This window comes from Rhodococcus rhodnii NBRC 100604, from assembly GCF_001894925.1.
In the GTDB taxonomy this organism is placed as follows: Bacteria; Actinomycetota; Actinomycetes; order Mycobacteriales; family Mycobacteriaceae; genus Rhodococcus_F; species Rhodococcus_F rhodnii.
The window spans coordinates 92095-114960 of the sequence record NZ_BCXD01000018.1 but is presented as its reverse complement, the minus strand read 5'-3'; the positions used below and the strand labels follow the sequence as shown (position 1 = coordinate 114960).

At 70.1% G+C, this 22866-nt stretch carries 24 protein-coding genes; 18 read left to right on the top strand and 6 right to left on the bottom strand.

The features are described 5' to 3' along the window. Positions 1-18: 18 nt before the first annotated feature. Both RR1_RS14595 and RR1_RS14590 read left to right on the top strand, forming a co-directional pair. Positions 19-489, top strand: coding sequence for a RidA family protein (locus tag RR1_RS14595; RefSeq protein ID WP_307718148.1), 471 nt, complete (start codon positions 19-21; stop codon positions 487-489). Beyond that, on the top strand, positions 486-1202 hold the full coding sequence (locus RR1_RS14590; protein WP_010839442.1) for a DUF1275 family protein: 717 nt from the start codon (positions 486-488) through the stop codon (positions 1200-1202). The genes RR1_RS14595 and RR1_RS14590 overlap by 4 nt, the downstream gene beginning before the upstream one ends. A 79-nt stretch (positions 1203-1281) precedes the next feature. Here the strand turns inward: RR1_RS14590 and purT are convergent, their stop codons facing one another. Then, complete coding sequence (gene purT, locus RR1_RS14585; RefSeq protein WP_010839441.1) at positions 1282-2487, bottom strand: formate-dependent phosphoribosylglycinamide formyltransferase; 1206 nt, start codon at positions 2485-2487, stop codon at positions 1282-1284. Between the two features lie 29 nt (positions 2488-2516). Then, positions 2517-2921: a VOC family protein gene (locus RR1_RS14580; protein ID WP_010839440.1), complete on the bottom strand. Its 405-nt coding sequence runs from the start codon at positions 2919-2921 to the stop codon at positions 2517-2519. Positions 2922-3056: 135 nt separating this feature from the next. Between RR1_RS14580 and RR1_RS14575 the strand changes: the two genes are divergently transcribed. After that, a complete protein-coding gene (locus RR1_RS14575; RefSeq protein WP_010839439.1) occupies positions 3057-4157 on the top strand; it encodes a CaiB/BaiF CoA transferase family protein in 1101 nt (366 codons plus the stop codon). A 43-nt stretch (positions 4158-4200) separates the two neighbouring features. On the opposite strand, the gene RR1_RS23145 is transcribed toward RR1_RS14575, so the two are convergent. Then, positions 4201-6390, bottom strand: coding sequence for an aminotransferase class I/II-fold pyridoxal phosphate-dependent enzyme (locus RR1_RS23145; protein WP_010839438.1), 2190 nt, complete (start codon positions 6388-6390; stop codon positions 4201-4203). Between the two features lie 206 nt (positions 6391-6596). On the opposite strand from RR1_RS23145, the gene RR1_RS14560 reads away from it, so the two are divergent. From RR1_RS14560 to RR1_RS14520, 9 genes are all read left to right on the top strand, one after another. Then, on the top strand, positions 6597-7901 hold the full coding sequence (locus RR1_RS14560; RefSeq protein ID WP_010839437.1) for a lipase family protein: 1305 nt from the start codon (positions 6597-6599) through the stop codon (positions 7899-7901). Positions 7902-7919: 18 nt separating this feature from the next. Continuing rightward, positions 7920-8396 carry a GNAT family N-acetyltransferase gene (locus tag RR1_RS14555; RefSeq protein WP_010839436.1) on the top strand — a complete coding sequence of 159 codons (477 nt, stop codon included), beginning with the start codon at positions 7920-7922 and terminating at the stop codon, positions 8394-8396. A 57-nt stretch (positions 8397-8453) separates the two neighbouring features. Then, positions 8454-8990 carry a methylated-DNA--[protein]-cysteine S-methyltransferase gene (locus RR1_RS14550; protein WP_010839435.1) on the top strand — a complete coding sequence of 179 codons (537 nt, stop codon included), beginning with the start codon at positions 8454-8456 and terminating at the stop codon, positions 8988-8990. Positions 8991-9016: 26 nt separating this feature from the next. Then, on the top strand, positions 9017-10282 hold the full coding sequence (locus tag RR1_RS14545) for a helix-turn-helix transcriptional regulator (protein ID WP_010839434.1): 1266 nt from the start codon (positions 9017-9019) through the stop codon (positions 10280-10282). A gap of 136 nt (positions 10283-10418) precedes the next feature. After that, positions 10419-11504, top strand: a complete 1086-nt coding sequence (locus RR1_RS14540) for an S-(hydroxymethyl)mycothiol dehydrogenase (RefSeq protein ID WP_040774533.1) — start codon at positions 10419-10421, stop codon at positions 11502-11504. After that, the gene (locus RR1_RS14535; protein ID WP_010839432.1) at positions 11501-12133 is read left to right on the top strand and encodes an MBL fold metallo-hydrolase; all 633 of its coding nucleotides are present in this window, start codon (positions 11501-11503) and stop codon (positions 12131-12133) included. Before RR1_RS14540 ends, RR1_RS14535 begins: the two co-directional genes overlap by 4 nt. 116 nt (positions 12134-12249) lie before the next feature. Continuing rightward, positions 12250-13377, top strand: a complete 1128-nt coding sequence (locus tag RR1_RS14530) for an NADH:flavin oxidoreductase (protein WP_010839431.1) — start codon at positions 12250-12252, stop codon at positions 13375-13377. A 216-nt stretch (positions 13378-13593) separates the two neighbouring features. Next, positions 13594-14454, top strand: a complete 861-nt coding sequence (locus tag RR1_RS14525; RefSeq protein WP_051111266.1) for an ATP-binding cassette domain-containing protein — start codon at positions 13594-13596, stop codon at positions 14452-14454. Beyond that, complete coding sequence (locus RR1_RS14520; RefSeq protein ID WP_010839429.1) at positions 14451-15206, top strand: hypothetical protein; 756 nt, start codon at positions 14451-14453, stop codon at positions 15204-15206. Before RR1_RS14525 ends, RR1_RS14520 begins: the two co-directional genes overlap by 4 nt. Before the next feature lie 18 nt (positions 15207-15224). Here the strand turns inward: RR1_RS14520 and RR1_RS14515 are convergent, their stop codons facing one another. After that, positions 15225-15617, bottom strand: a complete 393-nt coding sequence (locus tag RR1_RS14515) for a ferredoxin reductase domain-containing protein (RefSeq protein WP_010839428.1) — start codon at positions 15615-15617, stop codon at positions 15225-15227. Beyond that, positions 15614-16126: a dimethylamine monooxygenase subunit DmmA family protein gene (locus RR1_RS14510; RefSeq protein WP_010839427.1), complete on the bottom strand. Its 513-nt coding sequence runs from the start codon at positions 16124-16126 to the stop codon at positions 15614-15616. The genes RR1_RS14515 and RR1_RS14510 overlap by 4 nt, the downstream gene beginning before the upstream one ends. Before the next feature lie 237 nt (positions 16127-16363). Between RR1_RS14510 and RR1_RS14505 the strand changes: the two genes are divergently transcribed. The 5 genes from RR1_RS14505 (at position 16364) to RR1_RS14485 (ending at position 21546) form a co-directional block, all read left to right on the top strand. Then, a complete protein-coding gene (locus RR1_RS14505) occupies positions 16364-17434 on the top strand; it encodes a glutamate--ammonia ligase (RefSeq protein ID WP_010839426.1) in 1071 nt (356 codons plus the stop codon). A 33-nt stretch (positions 17435-17467) separates the two neighbouring features. Beyond that, on the top strand, positions 17468-18349 hold the full coding sequence (locus tag RR1_RS14500; RefSeq protein WP_010839425.1) for a class II glutamine amidotransferase: 882 nt from the start codon (positions 17468-17470) through the stop codon (positions 18347-18349). A 2-nt stretch (positions 18350-18351) separates the two neighbouring features. After that, complete coding sequence (locus RR1_RS14495) at positions 18352-19044, top strand: GltB/FmdC/FwdC-like GXGXG domain-containing protein (RefSeq protein WP_010839424.1); 693 nt, start codon at positions 18352-18354, stop codon at positions 19042-19044. A gap of 20 nt (positions 19045-19064) precedes the next feature. Further along, positions 19065-20399 (top strand): FMN-binding glutamate synthase family protein, encoded by a 1335-nt coding sequence (locus RR1_RS14490; protein WP_010839423.1) that lies wholly within the window; start codon positions 19065-19067, stop codon positions 20397-20399. A 112-nt stretch (positions 20400-20511) separates the two neighbouring features. Next, positions 20512-21546: an iron-siderophore ABC transporter substrate-binding protein gene (locus tag RR1_RS14485; protein ID WP_010839422.1), complete on the top strand. Its 1035-nt coding sequence runs from the start codon at positions 20512-20514 to the stop codon at positions 21544-21546. A 3-nt stretch (positions 21547-21549) separates the two neighbouring features. Here the strand turns inward: RR1_RS14485 and RR1_RS14480 are convergent, their stop codons facing one another. Then, positions 21550-22077, bottom strand: coding sequence for a GbsR/MarR family transcriptional regulator (locus RR1_RS14480; RefSeq protein ID WP_238559049.1), 528 nt, complete (start codon positions 22075-22077; stop codon positions 21550-21552). A gap of 131 nt (positions 22078-22208) precedes the next feature. Here RR1_RS14480 and RR1_RS14475 point away from each other — a divergent pair, with 131 nt between their 5' ends. Further along, positions 22209-22832 (top strand): helix-turn-helix domain-containing protein, encoded by a 624-nt coding sequence (locus RR1_RS14475; protein WP_010839420.1) that lies wholly within the window; start codon positions 22209-22211, stop codon positions 22830-22832. Positions 22833-22866 lie beyond the last annotated feature (34 nt).

The following is a 22866-nucleotide window of genomic DNA, read 5'->3' as shown; positions in this document are numbered from 1 at the left end:
TTGGCCTCGAGTGAGACGGTGGCCGGGAATCTCCCGGTGCCACAAGGCCGTTATGTTCCCGCCCGCCGAGTCCACTCGATCGTTCGGACGGCGGGTATGACACCACGAGTCGACGGGCGGTTGCTGCTGACGGGCCGTGTCGGTGACGACGTCGACGTCTTGCGTGCTCGCGACGCCGCGGCCGTCGCCGTCGGAAACGCTCTGGCCGCCGCTCGATCTCTCGTCGCGGTGGGGGAACGACTACGGTGCGCGGAGCTGATCGTGTACGTCGCGTGCACCGCTGATTTCACCGAGTTGTCCACTGTCGCCGACGGAGCGTCCGATGTGATCGCCGCCGAGTTCGGAAGCGACGAACTACCGGCGCGGAGCGCGGTCGGCGTGCACGCACTACCCGGTGGGTCGCCCGTCGAGGTGTCGCTGAGCGCGGAGGTCGTCGCGGCCCCGGGCGAACGCGACGGCGAGAGCGCTGCAGTTGCGGTGCGCCCGTGACCGGAACTCGCACCGAACCCGCGAACCCGCGTCGCTCGTCCTCGGACGCGGCCTCCCACCACCTCGCCCTGATGCTGACGCTCACGTTCGTGACAGGCCTCGTCGACGCGGGCGGATTCCTCGGCCTGGATCGCGTCTTCGTGGGCAACATGACGGGAAATGTCGTCATTCTCGGCATGGGCGCTGCCGGCGCCGAGGAACTCCCGGTACTCGGACCCGCGATCGCTCTCGCGACCTTCGTCTTCGGAGCCGGTGTGGCCGGGCTGTCGCTCCGCTCCGCGGCGTCCGGATGGAGTCGACGTCTGACCGCCGTCGGAACCGCATCGGTTCTCATGGTCGCGGCAACGGCGGTGCTCACTGCTCTCGCGCCCACCGATCCGGGTGTGGTCACGCTGTCGGCAGCGCTCACGGCCTGCGCCATGGGAATTCAGGCTGCTCTCGCGCGGAAGGTGGGGGTAGCCGACGTCACCACCGTCGTCGTCACATCCACGATCACGGTGTGGGCGACCGACATGTTCGCGAGGCCCCGGAGAACGACGATTCTCAACCGGCGCCTCGCGGCGATCGTGTCCATCCTCCTCGGAGCGCTGGTCGGCGCGTTGCTCTCCACTGTCGCGCTGTGGCTCGTGTTCGCGATCGCCGCCGGTATCGGAGCCGTCGTCGTCGCGATGGGTCACCGCTCGGCTGTCTCACGAGTCCGAGGAGCACTCTGACGCTCCCCGATTCGTGTTCACGCTCCCTCAGCAGGAGGAGCGGACGCACGAATCGGGGAGCGTGCCTGAGTGCAGCGGTCTAATCGTGGATCACGCGGACCCTGGACGCGGCGTCGCGGGCACGGCTGCGGGCTTCGTCGACGTCGTCTCCGGTCGCGACGGCGACGCCCATCCGGCGTCGTGTGAAGCTCTCGGGCTTGCCGAACAGCCGAATATCGGTCTGCGGCACCGACAATGCGTCGGCGACACCGTCGAAGGACACGCCGGTCGCGTCGACGCCGCCGTAGATCACGGCCGACGCGCCGGGCGACAGAATGCTGGTGTCGACGGGGAGACCGAGGATCGCGCGAGCGTGCAGTTCGAACTCGGACAGCCGCTGCGTCCGAAGGGTCACGAGGCCGGTGTCGTGCGGCCGCGGACTCACCTCGGAGAAGTAGACGGTGTCACCCGACACGAACAGTTCGACGCCGAACACGCCACGGCCGCCGAGTGCCGTCGTGATGCGGTGGGCGATGTCGCGGGCGGCGTCGAGCGCCGACGGCGTCATCGACTGCGGCTGCCACGACTCGACGTAGTCGCCGCGCTCCTGCAGGTGCCCGATCGCGGGGCAGAAGACCGTCTCCACCTCGCCGCTCCGTCCGACGGCACGCACGGTGAGCTGCGTGATCTCGAAGTCGAACTCCACGAAGCCCTCGACGATGACGCGTCCCGAATCGACTCGGCCGCCGCTGCGCGCGTACTCCCACGCGGCATCGACGTCGTCGCTGCTGCGCAGCGTCGACTGACCCTTTCCGGACGACGACATCACGGGCTTGATCACGCACGGGAACCCGATCCGCTCGGTCGCCGCGCGCACCTCGTCGAGCGAGTCCGCGAACTCGTACGGCGACGTCCGCAGCCCCAGCTCCTCCGCTGCGAGCCGGCGAATCCCTTCACGGTTCATCGTCAGCCGCGTCGCCCGCGCCGTCGGGATGACGGTGGCCAGCTCGCGCTGTTCGACGTCGGCGAGCGCGTCGGTCGCGATCGCCTCGATCTCGGGGACGACGAAGTCCGGCCGCTCGAGCTCGATCACGGCCGTGAGCGCCGTGGGGTCGGTCATGTCGATGGTGTGCGAACGATGCGCGACCTGATGGCCCGGGGCGTCCGCGTACCGATCGACGGCCACGACCTCGACGCCGAGGCGCTGGAACGCGATGACGACTTCCTTGCCCAGCTCGCCCGCACCGAGCAGCATCACGCGCGTCGCCGACGGGGACAGTGGTGTTCCGATACGCATGATCCTCATGCTATTCGGGCGGCGCCGTCAGGCCCGGCTCACCGCGACTGCAGCGACAGCACGTTGCCGTGCGGGTCGCGGAACCACGCGGCGTGGCCGCCGTCGGGGGCCGTCCAGATGCCCCGGTCGTCCTGGCCGAGCCCCCGGTAGCGCGTGAACTCGATGCCGCGCTCGACGAGTTCGGCCACGGCGGCCTCGATGTCGTCGACGATCCAGCCGAGGACGGTGTATCCGGTGTCTGCCTTGCTCTGGACGAGCGTGACGCGCAGTTGCGCACCGCCGCCGTCGACACGCAGGACGAAGTCGGATCGCTCGACGAGCCGCAGACCGAGCGTCTCGACGTAGAACATCTGCGAGACGTCGAGGTCGGTGCTCGCGACGAATCCGACCAGCCTGCCGGGAAAGGACGCGTTCGCGGGGTGCGGGGACTCTGGTTCGGCCATGGCTCCACTGTGCGCGCCCGGAGCGGCGCTGTCCCCGGTTTTCCGGCACACACGACGTCTGCGGCGGGACGTGGCCCGGGGCACACCCCCGGTGTGGGGTGCGTTACGTTACGGGCGACGAGAGGAGCGCACCCCATGACCGCCTCACCCAGCACCGGCACCGGCCCGCTCTCGGGCATCCGGGTCGTCGAGCTCGCGGGCATCGGCCCCGGCCCGCACGCAGCCACGCTGCTCGCCGACCTCGGCGCCGACGTCGTCCGCGTCCAGCGCCCGGGCCTGATTCCCTCGGGCGAGGGCCCGCGCGACCAGACGGTCCGCTCCCGCCGGATCGTGGAGGCCGATCTCAAGAGTCCCGACGACATCGGCTCGGTCCTCGACCTGATCGACCGCGCGGACGTGCTGCTCGAGGGCTTCCGCCCGGGAGTGACCGAGCGCATGGGCATCGGCCCGCAGGAGTGCCTCGACCGCAATCCGCGGCTGATCTACGGCCGCATGACGGGGTGGGGCCAGGAGGGCCCGCTCGCGTCGAACGCCGGCCACGACATCAACTACATCTCACTGACGGGCATCCTCCACGCGATCGGCCGCAACGGTGAGCGACCGGTCCCGCCGCTGAACATGGTCGGCGACTTCGGCGGCGGCTCGATGTTCCTCGTGACGGGCGTCCTCGCGGCTCTCGTCGAACGGGGGGTCTCCGGCAAGGGCCAGGTGATCGACGCGGCGATGGTCGACGGCGCGCTCGCGCTCTCGCACATGATGTGGTCGTTCCGTGGCACCGGCATGTGGTCGGACGAGCGCGGCGTGAACTTCCTCGACACGGGTGCACCGTTCTACGAGGTCTACGAGACCTCGGACGGCCGGTACATGGCGGTCGGCGCGATCGAGCCGCAGTTCTACGCACTGCTCCTGAGCGGCATCGGTCTCGATCCGGCGGACCTGCCGCATCAGCTCGACCAGGCGAAGTGGCCCGAGATGAAGAAGCTCTTCGCCGATCGCTTCGCGCAGAAGACCCGCGACGAATGGGCCGAGATCTTCTACGGGACGGACGCGTGCGTGAGCCCGGTGCTCACATTCGCGGAGGCACCGCAGGACGCTCACATCGCGGCGCGCGGCTCGCTGGCCGAGCTCGACGGCATCACTCAGCACGTTCCGGCGCCCCGGTTCTCCCGTACGCCGTCGCCGGCACCGCAGCCGCCGGCGCGGACTGCCGACGACATCGCCGCGATCTGGCGCTGATCCGGCTCGCTGCACCGTCACGACGCTCCGGCGCCTGCCCTCGTCACACGACGAGGGCGGGCGCGTGCTCGGCGGCTCCGCGCAGCGGCTCGTAGGCACGCGCGAGCCGCTCGACACCGAGCCGAAGGTCGTCGGCGGGCCGCGCGTACGGGAGACGAACGAACCGCTCGAACGCGCCCTCGACGCCGAACCGCGGGCCCGCCGCGAGCACGACGCCGTGCGCGGGCGCCGCGGCGGCGAGGGCCGACGACACCGGGCCGGGCATCCGGACCCAGGTCGAGAGCCCGCCCGGGCCCGGTGAGACCTCCCAGTCGGGCAGCCCCAGGCCGAGCGCGTCGAGCAGCACGGACCGCTGGTCGCGGAGCAGGGCGCGGCGCTCGTCGAGCAGCCCGCCGTCGCGACGAACGAGGTACGCCGCGGCGAGCTGATCGACGACGGGAGTCCCGAGATCGACCGCGGCACGCGCGCCCGCGAGCCGGTTGACGAGTTCCGGATCGGCGCGAATCCAGCCGATCCGCAGTCCGCCCCAGAACGATTTCGCGGCCGACCCGATCGTCACGACGTCGCGCTGCGCCGAGCCGGACGCGAACGACGCGACGGGGGCCGGTGGCGGTGCGTCGAGCCACAGATCGACCATCGTCTCGTCGACGACGAGCATCATGCCGCTCTCGCGGGCGAGTGCTGCCAGCTCGGCCCTGCCGGCGTCACCGAGGCACGCTCCGGTGGGGTTGTGGAAGTCGGGGATCAGGTACGCCATGCGCGCCCCACTCTGCCGTGCCGCACTGCGCAGGGCGACGAGATCCCATGCACTGCCCGGGTTCTCGGGCCGGACGGCGACGGGGACCGGCCGCACGCCGCCGCGCCGCATCGCTTCGAGGGCGTTCGGATAGGTGGGGTGATCGACGAGCGCACGATCACCGGGCGCGGCGACGAGGCCGAGCAGCAGCCGCAGTGCGTGCTGCGCGCCCGAGGTGACCATGATCGCGTCCGGGCTCGTGGGCAGGCCACGGTCGGTGAACCGGTCCGCGATCGCGACGCGCAGATCGTCGATCCCGACGGGCTCGAGCCCGTGGGTCGGAAGATGCCTCGGGAGTTCCTGCAGTGCAGCCGAATACGCCTCCTCGATGAAGTCGGTGTCCCCGTCGGGGACGGCGAGCCCGATCGGCAGGTCGGCGGCGATGATCTTCCACGTCGCCGTGGACCGGGTGAGCTGGTCGATCAGCCACCGCTCCTGTTCGCCGCCGAGCACGTGCCCGGACGCCGCGGTGTTGTCGCTGTTCGCGTCCTTGTAGCTGCGCATGTCGAGGACGAACACGTCGAGCAGCGGACCGTACGGGATCTTCCGGTACACCCGGCCGTCGACGGCCTCGGTGGGGTCGAGCGGATTCCACTCGTGGAACGCCTGCATCGCCCGCGCGGCGAGGACGTCGACGTTCTTCTCGGTGTACTCCTTCAGGTCGAGGATCTCGCCCGGGTACCAGTTGTTGACGGTCTCGTGGTCGTCCCACTGCACGATCTGCGCGACCGACGAGTTGAACCGCAGGTAGTTGCGGTCGGTGAGGTTGTAGGCGTACTGACCACGGAACTCGTCCAGCGTCTGGGCGACGGCGCTTTTCGCTTCGCTGACCTCGTTGCGCCAGACACGGCCGTCGGGGAGGGTCACCGTCTCCTTCAGCGGCCCGTCGGCGTACACGACGTCGCCGGAGTGCAGGAACAGATGCGGGTCGCGGCGGGCCATCGTCTCGAAGATCGTCATGCCGCCGATGTCGGGGTTGATGCCGAAACCCTGTCCCGCGGTGTCGCCCGACCACTGGAGCCGGATGTCGCCGGGCGCTGCCGGTGCGGTGCGGAAGATCCCCGTCACGGGCTCGGAGCGCGCGCCGTCGTCACCCTCGAGGGTGACGCGATAGTGCACCGTCTGCCCGGGTTCGAGTCCGGTGAGCCGCAGCCGCCCGGTGCCGTCGGTGTCGGGCGTGAGCAGGCCGGAGGTGAATCGCCGGGGGTCGGCGAACGCCTCGGTGGGCGCGGTCTCGACGATCATCGTCGCCGGTCGGTCGGCCCGCGCCCACACGAGCGCGCCGTCAGCGCGCGGGTCGCCGACGGCGACGCCGTGCGTGAGCACGGGCCGCGACGACGAGACGAGGGCGGGGCCCGACGGCGCGGAGCACGCGACCGGCGCGGCCACCAGGCCCAGCGCGGCGGTACGAAGGAAGGTGCGACGTGAGAAATTCACCGGGACAGCTGCTTTCGTCGACAGTTGCGTGACGAGCCACGCTCACACGGCCACGCGAGCATGCCGTGAACGTGAGGCGACGGCAGCGCGGCCGGCGGGCGACGAATGGGCGACATGTCCGATCTGACTCGCGAGTAAGAACGAGTGCTACAGTCCACTGCCGGAGTGGTCGGCGACACGTGCGGCCGCCGGGAGAGAGGTGGGGCATGTTCACACGGCGCAGGTTCGTCACGCGTGGCCGGATCACGGTCGCCCTGGCAGCGGCGGTCGTCGCGACGCTGGCCGGCGCCGTTCCGGCTGCGGCGCAGGGACCAGTGTCGTTCTACGAGACGCCCGCCGAGACCTCGGCCGCGGAACCCGGCACGATCCTGCGGACCGAACCGGGCAGGATCGCCGTCAGCGTCCCGACGCCGGACGGTGCGTTCCCCGCGACCGCCACCAAGCTCCTGTACCGCTCGACCGGCGCGCGCGACGTCGCGAACGCCGTCTCGGGCACGTATCTCGAGCCGTCGCTCGCTTGGCGCGGCGACGGTCCTCGCCCGCTCGTCGCCTTCGCCCCCGGCACACAGGGCCAGGGCGACCAGTGCGCGCCGTCACGGCAGCTCGAACAGCTCGTGACGTACACGCCGCCGCTCGACGTCTTCACCGAGTACGAGATCCTCTCGATCGGCGCGCTGCTGTCGCAGGGCATCGCCGTCGTCGTCACCGACTACGACGGGCTCGGCACCGAGGGAATCCATACGTACGTCAACCGTGAAGCGGGTGGGCACGCCGTCCTCGACGCCGCTCGCGCCGCACGCGTCCTGCCCGGCACGTCGCTGACCGACGACAGCCCCGTCGGGCTGTGGGGCTACTCGCAGGGCGGCGGCGCCGCGGCGTCGGCAGCCGAACTCGCACCGACGTACGCGCCCGAGTTGACGCTCGCCGGCACCTACGCCGGTGCGCCGCCGGCCGACCTCGAGGCGACCCTGCGGCAGATCGACGGCACCTTCCTCACCGGCGCCATCGGCTACACCGTCAACGGGCTCGCGCAGGCCTACCCCGAGTACGCCGACACGATCGACGCCGTGTTCTCGGACGCGGGCAAGGCGATGCTCGCGGACGTCGCCGGGCAGTGCGTCGCGGAGACCGGGCTGCGCTACGGCTTCCGCAGCACCGCCGAGTTCATGCAGAGCGGTGAGCCGCTCGACGTCGTGCTGAGCGGCCTGCCCGACGTGCAGGCGCTGCTCGCCGAGCAGAGGATCGGGACGGCGCTGCCGGACTCCCCGGTCCTGATCCAGCACGGAACGCAGGACGACATCGTGCCGTTCGGCCAGGGGCGCCAGCTCGCGGTCGACTGGTGCGAGCAGGGCGCCGACGTGCAGTTCTCGGTGAACCCCGCGCCCCCGATCCTGCCCGGTGCCGCCGTGGGACACGTAGTCCCCCTGCTGGGCGGACTCCCCGAGGCGGTCGCCTACCTGAACGACCGCTTCGACGGCGTCCCGGCACCGAACAACTGCGGCGCGTTCTGACGCGGATACCCTCGGCCCGTGACCGACGATCACCCCAGCGACGTCCGCATCGCGTCTGCCGACCCCGACTCCGACGCCGTGCGCGCATGCTTTCTGCGGTACTTCCGCGAGCTCGACGACGTGCTCGCGGTCGGTTTCGATCCCGCGAAGAGCACGTCCGCCGACGGTGACGAACTGCGGCCGCCGCGCGGCATCGCGCTGATCGTGTGGGACGGCGCCGCACCGGTGGGGTGCGGCGCCGTGAAGTTCGGCGGTGAGACCGCGGAGATCAAACGCATGTGGCTCGACCCGGCCGTCCGGGGCCGTGGCCTGTCGCGACGCCTACTGACCGCGCTCGAGACGCACGCCCGCGAATCCGGTGCGCGCAGCGTCCTGCTCGACACCAACGACGCGCTCACGTCCGCGGTGGGCCTGTACCGGGGCGCGGGCTACGTCGCCGTCGCTCCGTACAACGACAACGCATACGCGACGCACTGGTTCTCGAAAACCCTCTGAGATCCAGTCGGCGCTGCGAGCGGCGGCGCTGTCGGACCGGCAGGTCATACTCGGACCATGACGGTCGGCTATCGCCTGTTCGACACCGCGGTGGGTACGTGCGCGATCGCGTGGCGCACCGCGGGCGTCGTCGCGCTACGGCTCGCCGAGCCGTCGCCCGAGGAGACGGAAGCCGCGATCACCGCGACCCTCGACGACGAGACACACGACGCCGAGCCGCCCGCCGAGGTCGCGCGCGTCGTCGACGCCGTGCGCGCGCACCTGGGCGGGGAGCTGGACGATCTGCGCTGGATCGCCGTCGACCTCGAGGGAATCCCGGACTTCGACGCACGGGTCTACGAGATCACTCGGACCATCGGACCCGGGCAGACGCGCACCTACGGCGATGTGGCCTCCGAGCTCGGCAGCCCCGGCGCGGCGCAGGCCGTCGGGCAGGCGCTCGGCCGCAATCCGATCCCGCTGATCGTTCCGTGCCATCGCGTGCTCGCGGCATCCGGGATCGGCGGCTTCTCGGCGGGTGCGGGCACCGTCACCAAGCGCGAGTTGCTCGCCCTCGAGCGCGCACCCGGGTTCGACGATCCGGTGCTGTTCTGACGGCCGATAGACTTGCGGGCGTGAGCGTGGCGCAGGTATCCGGTGGGCTCGACCTCACCATCGATGCACTGCGCGACGTCCTCGAAGGTCGGCTCTCGGACATCGGCCGGCGGTTCTCCGCGTTCGTCGGCGAGGCCGTTCCGCACAGCGCGCTGGTGATCTTCACCCGCGAGTGCACAGGCCGTCCCCGCAAGGTGGCGGGCGACCCCGCGATCGTCGATCGCGTCACCATCACCGAACTCGACGCACTGCGCCACCGGCTCGGCACGTGCGCCGTGCACCGCGGCCGCGCCCGCATCGCAGGTGCCGACCGCGAGATCCACGCGATCCTCGATCGCACCGACACCCTGCTCGTCCTCGTCCGCTCCGGCGGCCAGCCGACGATGCCGCTCGACACCCTTCGATCGCTGTTCGGCGTCGTCGCGACCGCCATCGCGCTGCAGGTCGGCAACGCGAGTCCGGCCTACCTCGCGGAATCGCGCGCGGCGTCGGCCGAGCGCGCCCGCACGATCGCCGAACTCAGCGACACGCACGCGGCGACGCTCGAGACGGTGCTGGCGACGCTGCGCTCGAACGACCTGTCCGACGGACAGGCCCGGGCGGCGGCGCGCGAGACCGCGACGACCGCCCTCGTCGAGCTGCGGTCGTCGGTCGACGTCCACCGCGAGCTGTCGGAAGAGGCCGTGACGACGGCGTTCGCACGAATGCGCGGCGAGCTGGCGGGTCTGATCCGGCATCGCAGCTTCGAACTCGAGTTCGCGCCCGCGCCGCCCGGTGGCCGGCGGCTCCCCGGAGAGATCGCGCATGCGGCGCGGGCCGTCGCGCGCGGCGTCGTCCTCGCGATGGCCGAACAGACCGAGGTCCGCCGGGTGAGGGTCGCGTGGGCCGTCGACGACGACTCCCTCACCGTCGACCTGCGCGACGACGCCGACGGGACGCTCGACGCCGCCGACCTCGAACGACAGCTGCGGCCACGCGTCGAAACCCTCCGCGGCGCCATCGCGCACGAGTCGACGCCCGGGTGGGGTTCGCGGATCTCCGCGGTGCTCCCGCTCGCCGAACCCGCGGGCCGGACCGATCCCGATTCACTCGCCGAACTGGCACCGCGTGAGGTCGAGGTGCTCGCGCATCTCGTCGCGGGACGCCGCAACCGCGACATCGGGCAGCGGCTCGGCGTGAGCGAATCAACGGTGAAGTTCCACGTCGCCGGGGTGCTGCGCAAGCTCGACGTCCGCACCCGCGGCGAGGCCGCCGCCGTCGGCAGCGAAGCCGGGATCACTCCCGCACCCTGACCTGCGGCCACCCGGGCCTGGCCGTTCGGCCAGTGCCTCCTCCCCACTCGAACAGGTCCGCGCGGCTGCGAAGGTCGATAGCGTCGTATGCGCATACGTGCACAGACAGACCATGCAGCGAACAGGAGTGGGTCACATGCCACAGCAGGTGCGAGGCGTCGTCTCGCGCGCGAAGGATGCGCCGGTCGAGCTCGTCACGATCAACATTCCCGATCCGGGACCGGGCGAGGCGGTCGTCGCGATCGCGGCGTGCGGGGTGTGCCACACCGACCTCACCTACCGTGAGGGTGGCATCAACGACGAGTACCCCTTCCTGCTCGGCCACGAGGCCGCGGGCATCGTCGAGGCGGTCGGCGAGGGCGTCGACACCGTCGCGCCGGGCGACTTCGTCGTCCTCAACTGGCGCGCGGTGTGCGGCAAGTGTCGCGCGTGCAAGCGCGGCCGCCCCTGGTACTGCTTCGACACTCACAACGCGAAGCAGAAGATGACGCTCGAGGACGGCACCGAACTCACCCCGGCGCTCGGCATCGGCGCGTTCGCCGACAAGACGCTCGTCGCGGCGGGTCAGTGCACCAAGGTCGACTCGTCCGCCGACCCGGCCGTCGTCGGCCTGCTCGGCTGCGGCGTCATGGCCGGCATGGGTGCCGCGATGAACACCGGCAACGTCACCCGTGGCGACTCCGTCGCGGTCATCGGCTGCGGTGGCGTCGGCGACGCCACGATCGTCGGCGCACGTCTCGCGGGTGCGAACCGCATCATCGCGATCGACCGCGACCCGAAGAAGCTCGACTGGGCGACCGACCTCGGCGCCACCCACACCGTCGACGCTACGAGCGCCGACGTCGTCGAGGCCGTGCAGGCACTCACCGGCGGATTCGGTGCCGACGTCGTCATCGACGCCGTCGGGCGGCCCGAGACGTGGAAGCAGGCGTTCTACGCACGCGACCTCGCGGGCACGGTCGTCCTGGTCGGCGTCCCGACGCCCGACATGACGCTCGACATGCCGCTGGTCGACTTCTTCAGTCGTGGCGGTTCGCTCAAGTCGTCGTGGTACGGCGACTGCCTGCCCGAACGCGACTTCCCGATGCTCGTCGACCTCTATCAGCAGGGACGACTTCCGCTCGAGAAGTTCGTGACGGAGCGGATCGGGCTCGGCGACGTCGAGAAGGCGTTCGAGACGATGCATCAGGGCGAGGTGCTGCGTTCGGTGGTGATCCTGTGAGCGGGGCACTGCGCGTCGAGCGCGTCGTCACGTCGGGGCAGTTCGAACTCGACGGCGGCAGTTGGGATGTCGACAACAACGTGTGGCTCATCGGCGACGACGACGAGGTCGTGATCGTCGACGCGGCACACACCGCGCAGCCGATCGTCGACCGCGTCGGAGGGCGCACGGTGAAGGGGATCGTGCTCACGCACGGCCACAACGATCACGTCACCGTCGCCCCCGAACTCTCGGAGCGGCTGGACGCACCGATCCTGCTCAACCCGGCCGACGACGTCCTGTGGCAGATGACGCATCCCGGCGTCACGTACACGAATCTCGAAGACGGGCAGCGTATTTCCGTAGCGGGTACCGACATCCAGGCGATCGCGACACCGGGCCACTCGCCCGGATCCACCGTGCTGTACATGCCGGAGGCCGGGGAGCTCTTCTCGGGCGACACGCTGTTCTCGGGCGGACCGGGTGCCACGGGCCGCTCGTACTCGGACTTCCCGACCATCATCGGGTCGATCCGCGAGAAGCTGTTCGCGCTGCCGTCCGAGACGATCGTGCACACCGGACACGGCGACGGAACCACGATCGGCGACGAATCTCCCCACCTCGAGGAATGGATCGCACGCGGCCACTGACCCTCTTTCCTTGTGGCGCAATGTCACATCGTGCCACCCGAGCGCGCACGATGTGACATTGCGCCGCCCGCGGAGGGGTGGGAATAGCGACCGCGGGCAGATGGTTACGGTGACTCGTGGACGAATCTCACCTGACCGACCTGTTCGAACCGTTCGAGTACAAGTCGCTGCGGTTGGCGAACCGCTTCGCGATGGCGCCGATGACCCGTGGTTTCTCGCCGAACGGCGTCCCCGGCGAGGACGTCGCCGGGTACTACCGGCGCCGCGCCGAGGGTGGCGTGGGCCTGATCATCACCGAGGGCACGTACATTCCCGGCGTCGCCGCGGGGCCGATGCGCAGCGTCCCGCGCTTCTACGGCGCGGACTCCCTCGCCGGGTGGCGGCGCGTCGTCGACGAGGTGCACGCGGCGGGCGGCGTGATCATCCCGCAGTTGTGGCACACCGGTGTCGAGCGCGGCGACCATCCGAAGTTCGAGCCCGACGTCGAGACCGTGAGCCCGTCCGGCATCGCCCTCGACGGATCACGCATGGGCCGCGCTCTGACGACCCCCGAACTCGACGCGATGCTCGAAGCATGGGTCGCGGCCGCCGTCAACGCCAAGGACCTCGGCTTCGACGGCCTCGAGCTGCACGGCGCCCACGGCTATCTGCTCGACGAGTTCCTGTGGGAGCGAACGAATCTCCGTGACGACGGTTACGGCGGCCCGTCGCTGGACGCGCGCGTGCGGTTCCCCGCCGAGGTCGTCGCCGCCGTCCGTGGAGCGGTCGGCCCCGACTTTCCGATCGTGTACCGCTTCTCGCAGTGGAAGTCGAACCACTACGACGCGAGGCTCGCCGACACGCCCGCCGAGCTCGAACGGATCCTCACCCCGCTCGTCGACTCCGGAGTCGACATCCTCCACCCGTCGACCCGCAGGCACTGGGAACCGGCGTTCCCGGCCGAAGCGGGCCGCGACGGCGAACTCGGCCTCGCGGGCTGGACGAAACGCCTCGCCGGGGTCCCGGCGATCACGGTCGGCTCGGTCGGACTCGACGGTGTGTTCACGAGCGCCTTCACGGGAGACGGCGTGGCGCAGACGTCCGGGATCGAGCCGCTGCTGCGTCAGTTCGAGGGCGGCGAATTCGACATCGTCGCGGTCGGCCGTGCACTGCTGGCCGACCCGCACTGGGTGCGCAAGCTCCGCGACGGCCGCACCGACGAGCACGTGATGTTCTCGAACGAGGCACGCGCCTCCCTGTCCTGACACGACGGGGGTGCCTCCGAGCCGCGGAACCTTCAATTCCGAAGTGCGAAAGCCTATTTGACATTCGTCACAGCTCTCGTCAGTCGCCTCACGGACACCGCCACGGCGAATACGGTGCGATCACCGACACACCGCCGACGCGGAGGCACCCTCGTTGCATCAGCCCGCCCAGGACCCGGTCCCGCTCGCCCGCCGCCCATGATCGAGCTACGGCGCGTGAGTAAACGGTACGGTCGTATCACCGTGCTGGACGACGTCTCGTTCACCGCATGTCCCGGACGCGTGACGGCGCTGATCGGCCGCCCCGGTGCCGGCAAGAGCCTCGTGCTGCGCACCGCGGTCGGCCACGTCCGGCCCAGCCGGGGATCGGCGCTCGTCGACGGCAGGCCCGTGCTGTCGCTCACGAAGCCCGCCGCGACCCTCGGCGCCGTGCTCCGTACGGCGCGAGTCCACGAGAACTGGTCGGCGCGAAACTATCTCGGGTGGATCGCCGATCTCGCGAACCTGCCTGCCGGACGGGTGCACGACGTGCTCGCCCGCGTCGATCTCGCGTATGCGCAGGGTGATCCCGTCACCAGTTTCTCGACACCGATGCTCCATCGGCTCGCGCTCGCCGGTGCCCTGCTCGGCGATCCGCGGACGCTCGTCGTCGACGAGGTGGACGGCTTCGTGCGCGCCTCGGGTGACCAGTGGATGTGCTCGATTCTGCGGCAACTGGCCGACGACGGCCGCACCGTACTGGTCGCCGCACGAGATCTGGGCAGCGTCGTTCTCGTCGCCGACGACCTCGTCGTGGTCGAGGACGGTCGGGTCGTCGCCACACATACTGTCGACGACCATCTCGCCCGCACGGGAACGACCTCGATCCGTATCGCCTCACCCGAAGCGTGGAGGCTTCAGGAGGCCCTGCACATTCGCGGCGTCGCCGCTGCGCGCGAGCACGACCCCGCCTCCCCGGCACGCGCCGCGCTCGTCGTCGCGGCCGGTGAGCGGCGCACCGTCGCGGCGCTCGCGGACGAGATCGGCGTCGACCTCGGCGAGATGTCCCTCGCCGGCGTCTCAGCGGACACCCGATGAACGGGCGGTTGCTGCTCACCGAGATCCGGCATCTGCCGCGGACCGGTCTCGGCATATGGCTGGGTGCCCTCTCCGTCGCCGGTCCCGTGTGTTTCGCGGCGCTCGCCGCCGAACGCCACCGCCCGCTGCCCGGGGCGAACGCGACGGCCCAGCCGCTGCAACTCGCCGCCACGCTCGCCGGGTGCGGCATCGGGATCTGCGCCGCACTGCTGCTGGGAACGCCCATCGTGACGGATGCGTATCGACGCGGGACCGCGGCGCTCGCCTTCCTCGCGGCCAAGCGGCGGGCGTTCGTCGTGCTCGCCCAGATCGCGGCCGTCGCGCTGTACTCGGCGGTGTTGGGGGCGTTCGCGGGATGGTTGTGCGTCGCGGCGACGGCGGTCGTCGGGCCGGGCACCGAGATCGCCGATCCCGCCGAGTTGCAACTCATCTCGGACGTGTCGCTGGTGTACGCGGCGGCAGGAGGCTCGGCCGCCGCGGTCGGTCACCTCGTGCGCCGCCCGGTCGCGGCGGTCGGGTGCGTCGTCGCCTATCTCGCCTTCGGCGAACTCGTCTCGTCACGGCTCCCCTATGCCGGTGGGCACCTCGCTCCGCGGATGCCGCTGCACAGCGCCTGGGGGTTCGTCATCGAAGGCCGGCGGCCACCCGTGCCGACACCGTACTGGGCCGCGCCGCTGTCGCTTCTGCTGGTGACGCTGGCGTTCACGAGCGCGGCCGTCGTGGTCACCGAACTCCGTGACATCGAACCGTGAGACGGGGGGGCGCGGGGATCAGAGGTCGAGTTCGAGACGATCGTCGGCCGCGCGCGACGAGCAGATGACGCCGCGCGTCGGGAAGGGGGCGAACTCACCCCTCGGGGTCCCGACGCGCAGTCGCGTTCCGACCGGAACCCGGGGCAACCACCGCGAACCGCCGCGGCCGCCACACTCGACGCGTACCGAGATCGAGTACGAGGTCGGCGCACGCCCGGGGCCCGTGAGCGAGTACGAGTTGGTCGAGCGGCGGCCGTCCCGGCACTCGACGGTGACGTGACTCCCCGGCGCGTAGGACGGCAGGACGGCGCCGTCGGGTCGTGCGAGGTCGATCTGCCGCACGGTCGGGGAGAGCATTCGCGCACCGACGACCGTCAGGGCACTGCCGCGCTCGGGTCGAGCAGCGCTCACACGCCACCGGCCGGCATGACGCCGAGATAGGCGCTGTGCAGCGGCGCCACGGGAGGGTGGGCGACGGCGTCCTGCGCACATCCCGGGCACCGCGTACGTGATCCGGCGGCAGCGGGGTCGAGGGGCGCGATGCTGTTGCAGTGCGCGCAGTAGACCTGCCGGTGGTCGCCGTCGACGACGTGCGCGACGATCTCGGCGGGGACGGCACCACCCGCGACGGCGAGGGCGTGCGCCGCGCGTATCTCCGGCTCACCGCCCACGACGACGAGCCGCCATCCCACTCGTGCGCGTGCGACGACGCGGCGGAGCGCGTCCTCGCTGCGGCGGTCCCAGCCGCCGGGCAGGCGTAGCCAGTCGACGGGGCTCGTGCCGAGCGAGTCGGCGAGAACGCGCGCCGGGAGGTACGCCTCCGGCCCGAACGATGCGATCGTGAAACATCTCCCGCCCGCGGTCGCGGGTGACGGGGGAACCGGGTGGCCTGCGCCCGGGGTCGGCATCTCGATACTCATCTCCGCCTCCTTGCACGTGGGGCACCATCTGCGCCGAACCTATCCGTGAGCGACTACATCACGGTTACGCCGCCGTAAAAGGTGGATCCGTGCGCATCGTCATCGCACTCTCACCGCGCGGTAACGCAGTTGACACACCACGCGCGTTTCCTATTGGATGACGTCGATTCCCGATAGGAAACACACGGCAGGTGCGGATCGGCGGACGACGACAGGCAACGAGGGGAGACGGACCCGATGGCACTCGATTCCGCGGAACTGCACACGATGGACGTCGAGGCGGGTGCGGCGCCGGTCTCGCTGGCCGCGCGCGCCCGCGCCGACGGTACGCGGTTCGTACTGGCGCTCTTCACCACGCTCACCGGCAAGCCCTGCGCCGAACTCGTCCCGATCGAGGCCGTCGATCAACTCGAGAACGAGGGCGTGGGCTTCGCGGGTTACGCGGCCGGGCACATGGGGCAGGAACCGAAGGATCCCGATCTCGTCGCGATTCCCGACGTGTCGTCCTACACGCCGCTTCCCTTCGTCGAGCCGGGACTCGCTCTCGTGCACTGCGATCCACACGTCGACGGCGCACCGTGGCCGTACGTTCCACGCGTCGCACTGCGCACCGCCGATCTCCACGACACCTCACGGCAGCCGTATTACGGCGCCCGCGACGTCACCCGGATGTACGAGCACCTCACCTCGATCTCGTCGGCGATGAACACCCTCGGCTGGGGCAACTACGCCAACGATCACGAGGACGGCAACGGCCAGTTCGAGCAGAACTTCGCCTACGCCGACGCGATGACGACGGCCGATCGCGTCGTCACGGCGCGGTACCTCATCTCCGTTCTCGCGCAGAAGCGGGGAATGACGGCGACCTTCATGCCCAAGCCGTTCGCCGACCGCACCGGATCGGGCATGCACATGCACGTCTCGCTGTGGCGTGACGACGAGCCGATGTTTCCCGACGCGGCGGACCCTCGCGGCCTCGGATCGTCGTCCACCGCATACGCGTTCATCGGCGGACTGCTCGACCACGCGTGCGCGTTGCAGGGCGTGCTGGCACCGACCGTCAACTCGTACAAGCGCACCGGCGCGACGACCACCACCAGCGGCGCGACGTGGTCGCCGCGCGAGCTCCCGATGACGCTTCTTCACGCGATGGACGCGCTCGCCGCGGACCCCGTCGTGAGCGGATCGCTCGACGCCGCGGGGCCCGGCGTCGCAACGTATTTCGCCGGCCTCAAACGAGACGAGTTCTTCGCGTGGCACAACACGGTGACGCCGTGGGAGCTCGACCACTACCTGACGGCGTTCTGACGCCGCGCACGCTTCGGAGAGGAGAGAGACACGATGTGTGGAATCGTCGGCCTTCACCTACGGGAGGCGTCGCTGTATCCGCAGCTCGGTTCGTTGCTGACCGGGATGCTGGGGCAGATGTGCGACCGGGGGCCGGACTCGGCGGGAATGGCGATCTACGGCGACCCCCGGCTCTCCCCGGCAGGGGAGTCGACGGTGTCGATCCTGGACGCGCCGACGCCGGCGAACGAACTCGCCGCGGAACTGTCGGCGCGCGTGGGAGTCGCCGTGGGCGCGGTGGACTCGGCGCCGACGGTGGTGCTGCACGGCGCCCTCGCCGCCGCCGACCTCGTCGCCGCAGTACGCGCCGTGGCGCCCACGGCGCGGATCATCGGCTCGGGCGATTCGGTCGCAGTGCTCAAGGGCGTCGGCGACCCGCTCGAGCTCGCGCACCGCTTCGGACTTCCCGCGGCGTCGGGATGGCAGGGAGTCGCGCACACCAGGATGGCGACGGAGTCCGCCGTGACGGCGGAGGGCTCGCATCCCTTCTCGGTGGGCGTCGACCAGTGCCTCGTGCACAACGGATCGTTCTCGAATCACCTGACGATCAAGCGCGAACTCGAACGTGCCGGCACCGTGTTCGACAGCGACAACGACACCGAGGTGGGCGCGCGCTTCGTCGCACGGCAGCTGGCCGAGGGAGCCGACCTGGAGAAGGCGCTCCGGCTCCTCGGCGAGCGATTCGACGGCTTCTACACGCTGCTGGTGTCGACCGCCGAGTCGTTCGCGGTGGTCCGCGATCCGATCGCGTGCAAGCCGGCCGCGATCGCCGAAACGCCGCAGTGGGTCGCGATGGCGTCCGAATACCGCGCGCTCAGCGGACTTCCCGGCATCGACGACGCCCGGATCTTCGAGCCCGAACCGGAAGAGGTGTAGGTATGGCATCGGTGAGCACCACCGAGACGGTCGATCTCGCGACGACACCGCTGCGCGAGGTCAACGCGACGCTGCAGAACGCGAAAGCCCCCGCGGCCTTCGCGGTCACGAACCCCGCGGGCGCTCACGCGCTCGCGTGCGGGCTCGACGAACCGATCGACGTCGCGATCGACGGCCACGTCGGCTACTACTGCGCCGGCATGAATCAGCATGCGGCCGTGACGATCACCGGAAACGCGGGAGTCGGCGTCGCGGAGAACATGATGTCGGGGACGGTCCGCGTCACCGGGGATGCCTCGCAGTCGGCGGGGGCGACCGCACACGGCGGGCTGCTCGTGATCGAGGGAACGGCCGCCGCACGCTGCGGCATCTCGATGAAGGGTGTCGACATCGTCGTCGGCGGCGACATCGGGCACATGTCGGCGTTCATGGGCCAGGCCGGACGGCTCGTCGTCCTCGGCGACGCCGGTGACGCCCTGGGCGATTCACTCTACGAGGCACGGATCTACGTGCGCGGGACGGTCGCCTCGCTGGGAGCGGACTGCGTCCCGAAGCCGATGCGCGAGGAGCATCTCGCAGAGCTGCGCGAACTGCTCGACGCCGCAGGATTCGACGCCGATCCCGCGTCGTTCACGCGGTACGGGTCCGCTCGCACCCTCTACAACTTCCACGTCGACAACGCCGGCGCCTACTAGACCCGATCGGGAGGAACCACATGACCAATTCGAACCCGGCGACCACTCCGAATCCGGCGCTGCGCGAGTCGGCCACGTTCGATCGCGGCGTCATCGCGGAGATCCAGCGCGCCGCCGGGACCGGGATCTACGACATCCGCGGCTGGGGCGCCAAGCGTCCGCTCCCCCACTTCGACGACCTGCTCTTCCTGGGTGCGTCGATGTCGCGGTATCCCCTCGAGGGCTATCGCGAACGGTGCGACACGGACGTCGTCCTCGGCGACCGCAACGCGAAATATCCACTGCATCTCGACATTCCGATCACCATCGCCGGAATGAGCTTCGGCGCACTCTCCGGCCAGGCGAAAGAAGCGCTCGGCCGCGGCGCGAGCGAGGTGGGGACGTCCACCACCACCGGCGACGGCGGAATGACCCCCGAGGAGCGCGGCCAGTCCAAGCACCTCGTCTACCAGTACCTGCCCTCGCGCTACGGCATGAACCCCGATCATTTGCGCGCCGCGGACGCGATCGAGATCGTCCTCGGCCAGGGCGCCAAGCCGGGCGGCGGCGGAATGCTGCTGGGCCAGAAGATCACCGAACGCGTCGCCGGAATGCGGACGCTTCCGCAAGGCGTCGATCAGCGCTCGGCCTGCCGCCATCCCGACTGGACCGGACCCGACGATCTCGCCATCAAGATCGTCGAACTCCGCGAGATCACCGGCTGGGAGAAGCCGATCTACATCAAGGTCGGCGCGACGCGCACCTATTACGACGTCAAGCTCGCGGTCAAGGCCGGTGCGGACGTCGTCGTCGTCGACGGCATGCAGGGCGGGACCGCTGCGACGCAGGACGTCTTCATCGAGCACGTGGGGATCCCGACGCTCGCGGCGATCCCGCAGGCCGTGCAGGCGCTGCAAGAACTCGACCTGCACCACAAGGTCCAGCTCGTCGTCTCCGGCGGGATCCGTACCGGCGCCGACGTCGCGAAGGCGATGGCACTCGGCGCGGACGCCGTCGCGATCGGTACCGCCGCGCTGATCGCGCTCGGCGACAACAGTCCCCGGTACGCGGCGCAGTACGAGGCGCTCGGGAGTGCGGCCGGGTGCTACGACGACTACCAGGACGGCCGCGACCCCGCGGGCATCACGACGCAGGACCCGGAGCTCGCCCGTCGGCTCGATCCCGTCGAGGGCGGCCGTCGCCTCGCGAACTATCTGCGCGTCCTGACCATGGAGGCGCAGACACTCGCGCGCGCGTGCGGCAAGTCGCATCTGCGCAATCTCGAACCCGACGACCTCGTCGCGCTCACCGTCGAGGCGTCCGCGATGGCCCGCGTGCCACTGGCGGGCACCGACTGGATCCCCGGGAGGTACTGACGAGACGCGGGGGCTACCGGCGCGACGCGTGCGTGAACTTTCAGCTGGGTTGAACTTTCAGAAAAGGTAAGCCTATGCTCAGCCGACATCGCCCCCGCGTGGAAGGTACGCCATGAGACTCGCTCGATTCCGGACCGGCCGAGGGTCCGCCCTCGCAGCAGGTCTGGTCGCCGCTGCACTCGCGCTCACCGGCTGCAGCTCGGGCGGAGCCGACGACGAGGAGACCGGCGGAGGCGACTTCGCGCCCGTCACCATCGAACACGCACTCGGCACCACGGTCGTCGACCGCGAACCCGAGCGCATCGTCACGCTCGGCATGGGATCCGCGGAGACGGCGATCGCACTCGGCACCGTCCCGGTCGGCATCGAGGAATACGCGTGGGGCAGCGACGACACCGGCTACCTGCCGTGGATCCACGACGCCGTCACCGAAGCCGGGGCCGAACTCCCCGAACAGTTCACGGGCGGAAGCGAACTCGAGATCGAGCGGATCGCCGCACTCGATCCCGACCTGATCCTCGCCCCGTGGTCGGGAATCACGCAGGAGCAGTACGACGCGCTCAGCGCCTTCGCACCCACGGTCGCGTACGAGGAGCAGCCGTGGACGATCACGTGGCAGGACCAGATGCGCGTGATCGGTGAAGCGATGGGCAAGTCCGACGAGGCCGCCACAGAGATCGCGCAGATCGAATCGCAGTTCGCCGACGCTGCCGCGTCGCGTCCCGACTACCAGGGCGTGACGTTCTCGTTCATCTACAACACCGGACCGGGCACTCTCGGCGTGTTCTTCCCCGAGGAGCAGCGCGTCGCGATGGTGCGAGGCCTCGGGCTGACGGTCGATCCCGTCGTCGACACGCTCACCGAGACCGAGGGAACCGACTCCGCCGTCATCGGGCTCGAGCTCGCAGGCCTGCTCGACGACTCGGACCTGCTGTTCACGTTCTACTCCGACGAGACCAATCGCACCGAGACGGAATCGCAGCCCGTGTACGCCCAGATCCCCGCTGTCGCACGGGGAGCCGTCGTCGCACCGACGGACCAGTCGTTCGTCACCGGATCGTCGATGATCAATCCGCTGACGGTGCCGTGGTCGATCGAGCGCTACCTGCCGATGATCGACACCGCCGTGGCGACGCTCGATCGGTGACGCTCACGACGACGGTGCATCGCGTTCGTCGCGTTCGGATTTGAACCGATTCCATTCGCTCGGCAGCATCCGGTTGTCGATGATCCAGCTCATGTAGTCGCGCATGTTGCGCACCCTCGCGTACGCCGGCCCGCTCGGGTCGGTGTACGCGAGCGCCTGCGTCGCGAGCCCCCGCTGCTTCTCCAGATACGTGTGCTCGGTCTCGAGAAACCTCCCCCACACGTCGGAATCCATGCGGTAGTAATGGGTTCGGTCGCGCGGTTTGCGGACGAGGGTGACGAAACCGCGGTCGATGAGCTTGCGCACGTACGTCGACACCGAACCCCGGCTCGCGCCCAACTCGCTCGCGAGTTCCGCGGCGCTCACTCCGGCCGACTCGTCCAGCAGCAGGTACCCCGCGATGCGGCCCTCGATCGGCGACGCCCCGGTCGACTGCCAGTAGTCGGCGAAACGCTCGACGAACCATCGCGAGAAGTCGCGCCTGTCGGCGGGTCCCGCCGCGTCCGCCGCGTCGTCCATGTCCCGGGTCATCACCGTCTCAACATCCTGCACTCGAAACACTCCACTCCGGACCACGCAGAGTCCGCACGATCAGAGTATGCCGATCCCGGCGAGGCGCTCCCACCGTCCACCCACAGTGAACGCGCGCTACGGTGAGAGCCATGAGCGACGACACCGCACGCGAGGTTCCGCGGGACTCCCCGCCCGGGCCCGCGCTCGAACGCGTCATCGCGGGCGAGGTCCGGCGGCTGCGGATCTCGGCGGGACTGTCGGTCGGCGAGCTGGCCGGGCGGATCGGCATCTCCAAGGCGATGCTCTCCAAGATCGAGAACGCGCAGACGTCCGCCAGCCTGTCGACGCTCGGACGTCTCGCGGCAGGTCTCGACGTCCCCGTCACCTCGCTGTTCCGCGGCGCCGACCCCACGCGTGAAGCCGTGTTCGTCCGCAGTGGTGAGGGCGCGCAGATCGTCGGGCGCGGCACGCGCGTCGGCCACCACTACGAACTGCTGGGTGCACTGCGCGGGCAACACAAGCGGCTCGAACCCGTCCTCGTCACGCTCACCGAGGCGAGCGAGGTCCACCCGCTGTTCCAGCACGCCGGGACCGAGCTGCTCTACATGCTCGAAGGCGAGATGATCTACGGCCACGGCGACAACGAGTACCGGCTGCGACCAGGCGACACGCTGCTTCTCGACGGCGAGGGCGTCCACGGGCCGAACGAACTCGTGACATTGCCGATTCGCTTCCTCGCCGTCACCGCGTACCCCGACAATCATCAGCAGTGAACACCCGAACAGCAGTGAACGCCGAACACACGAC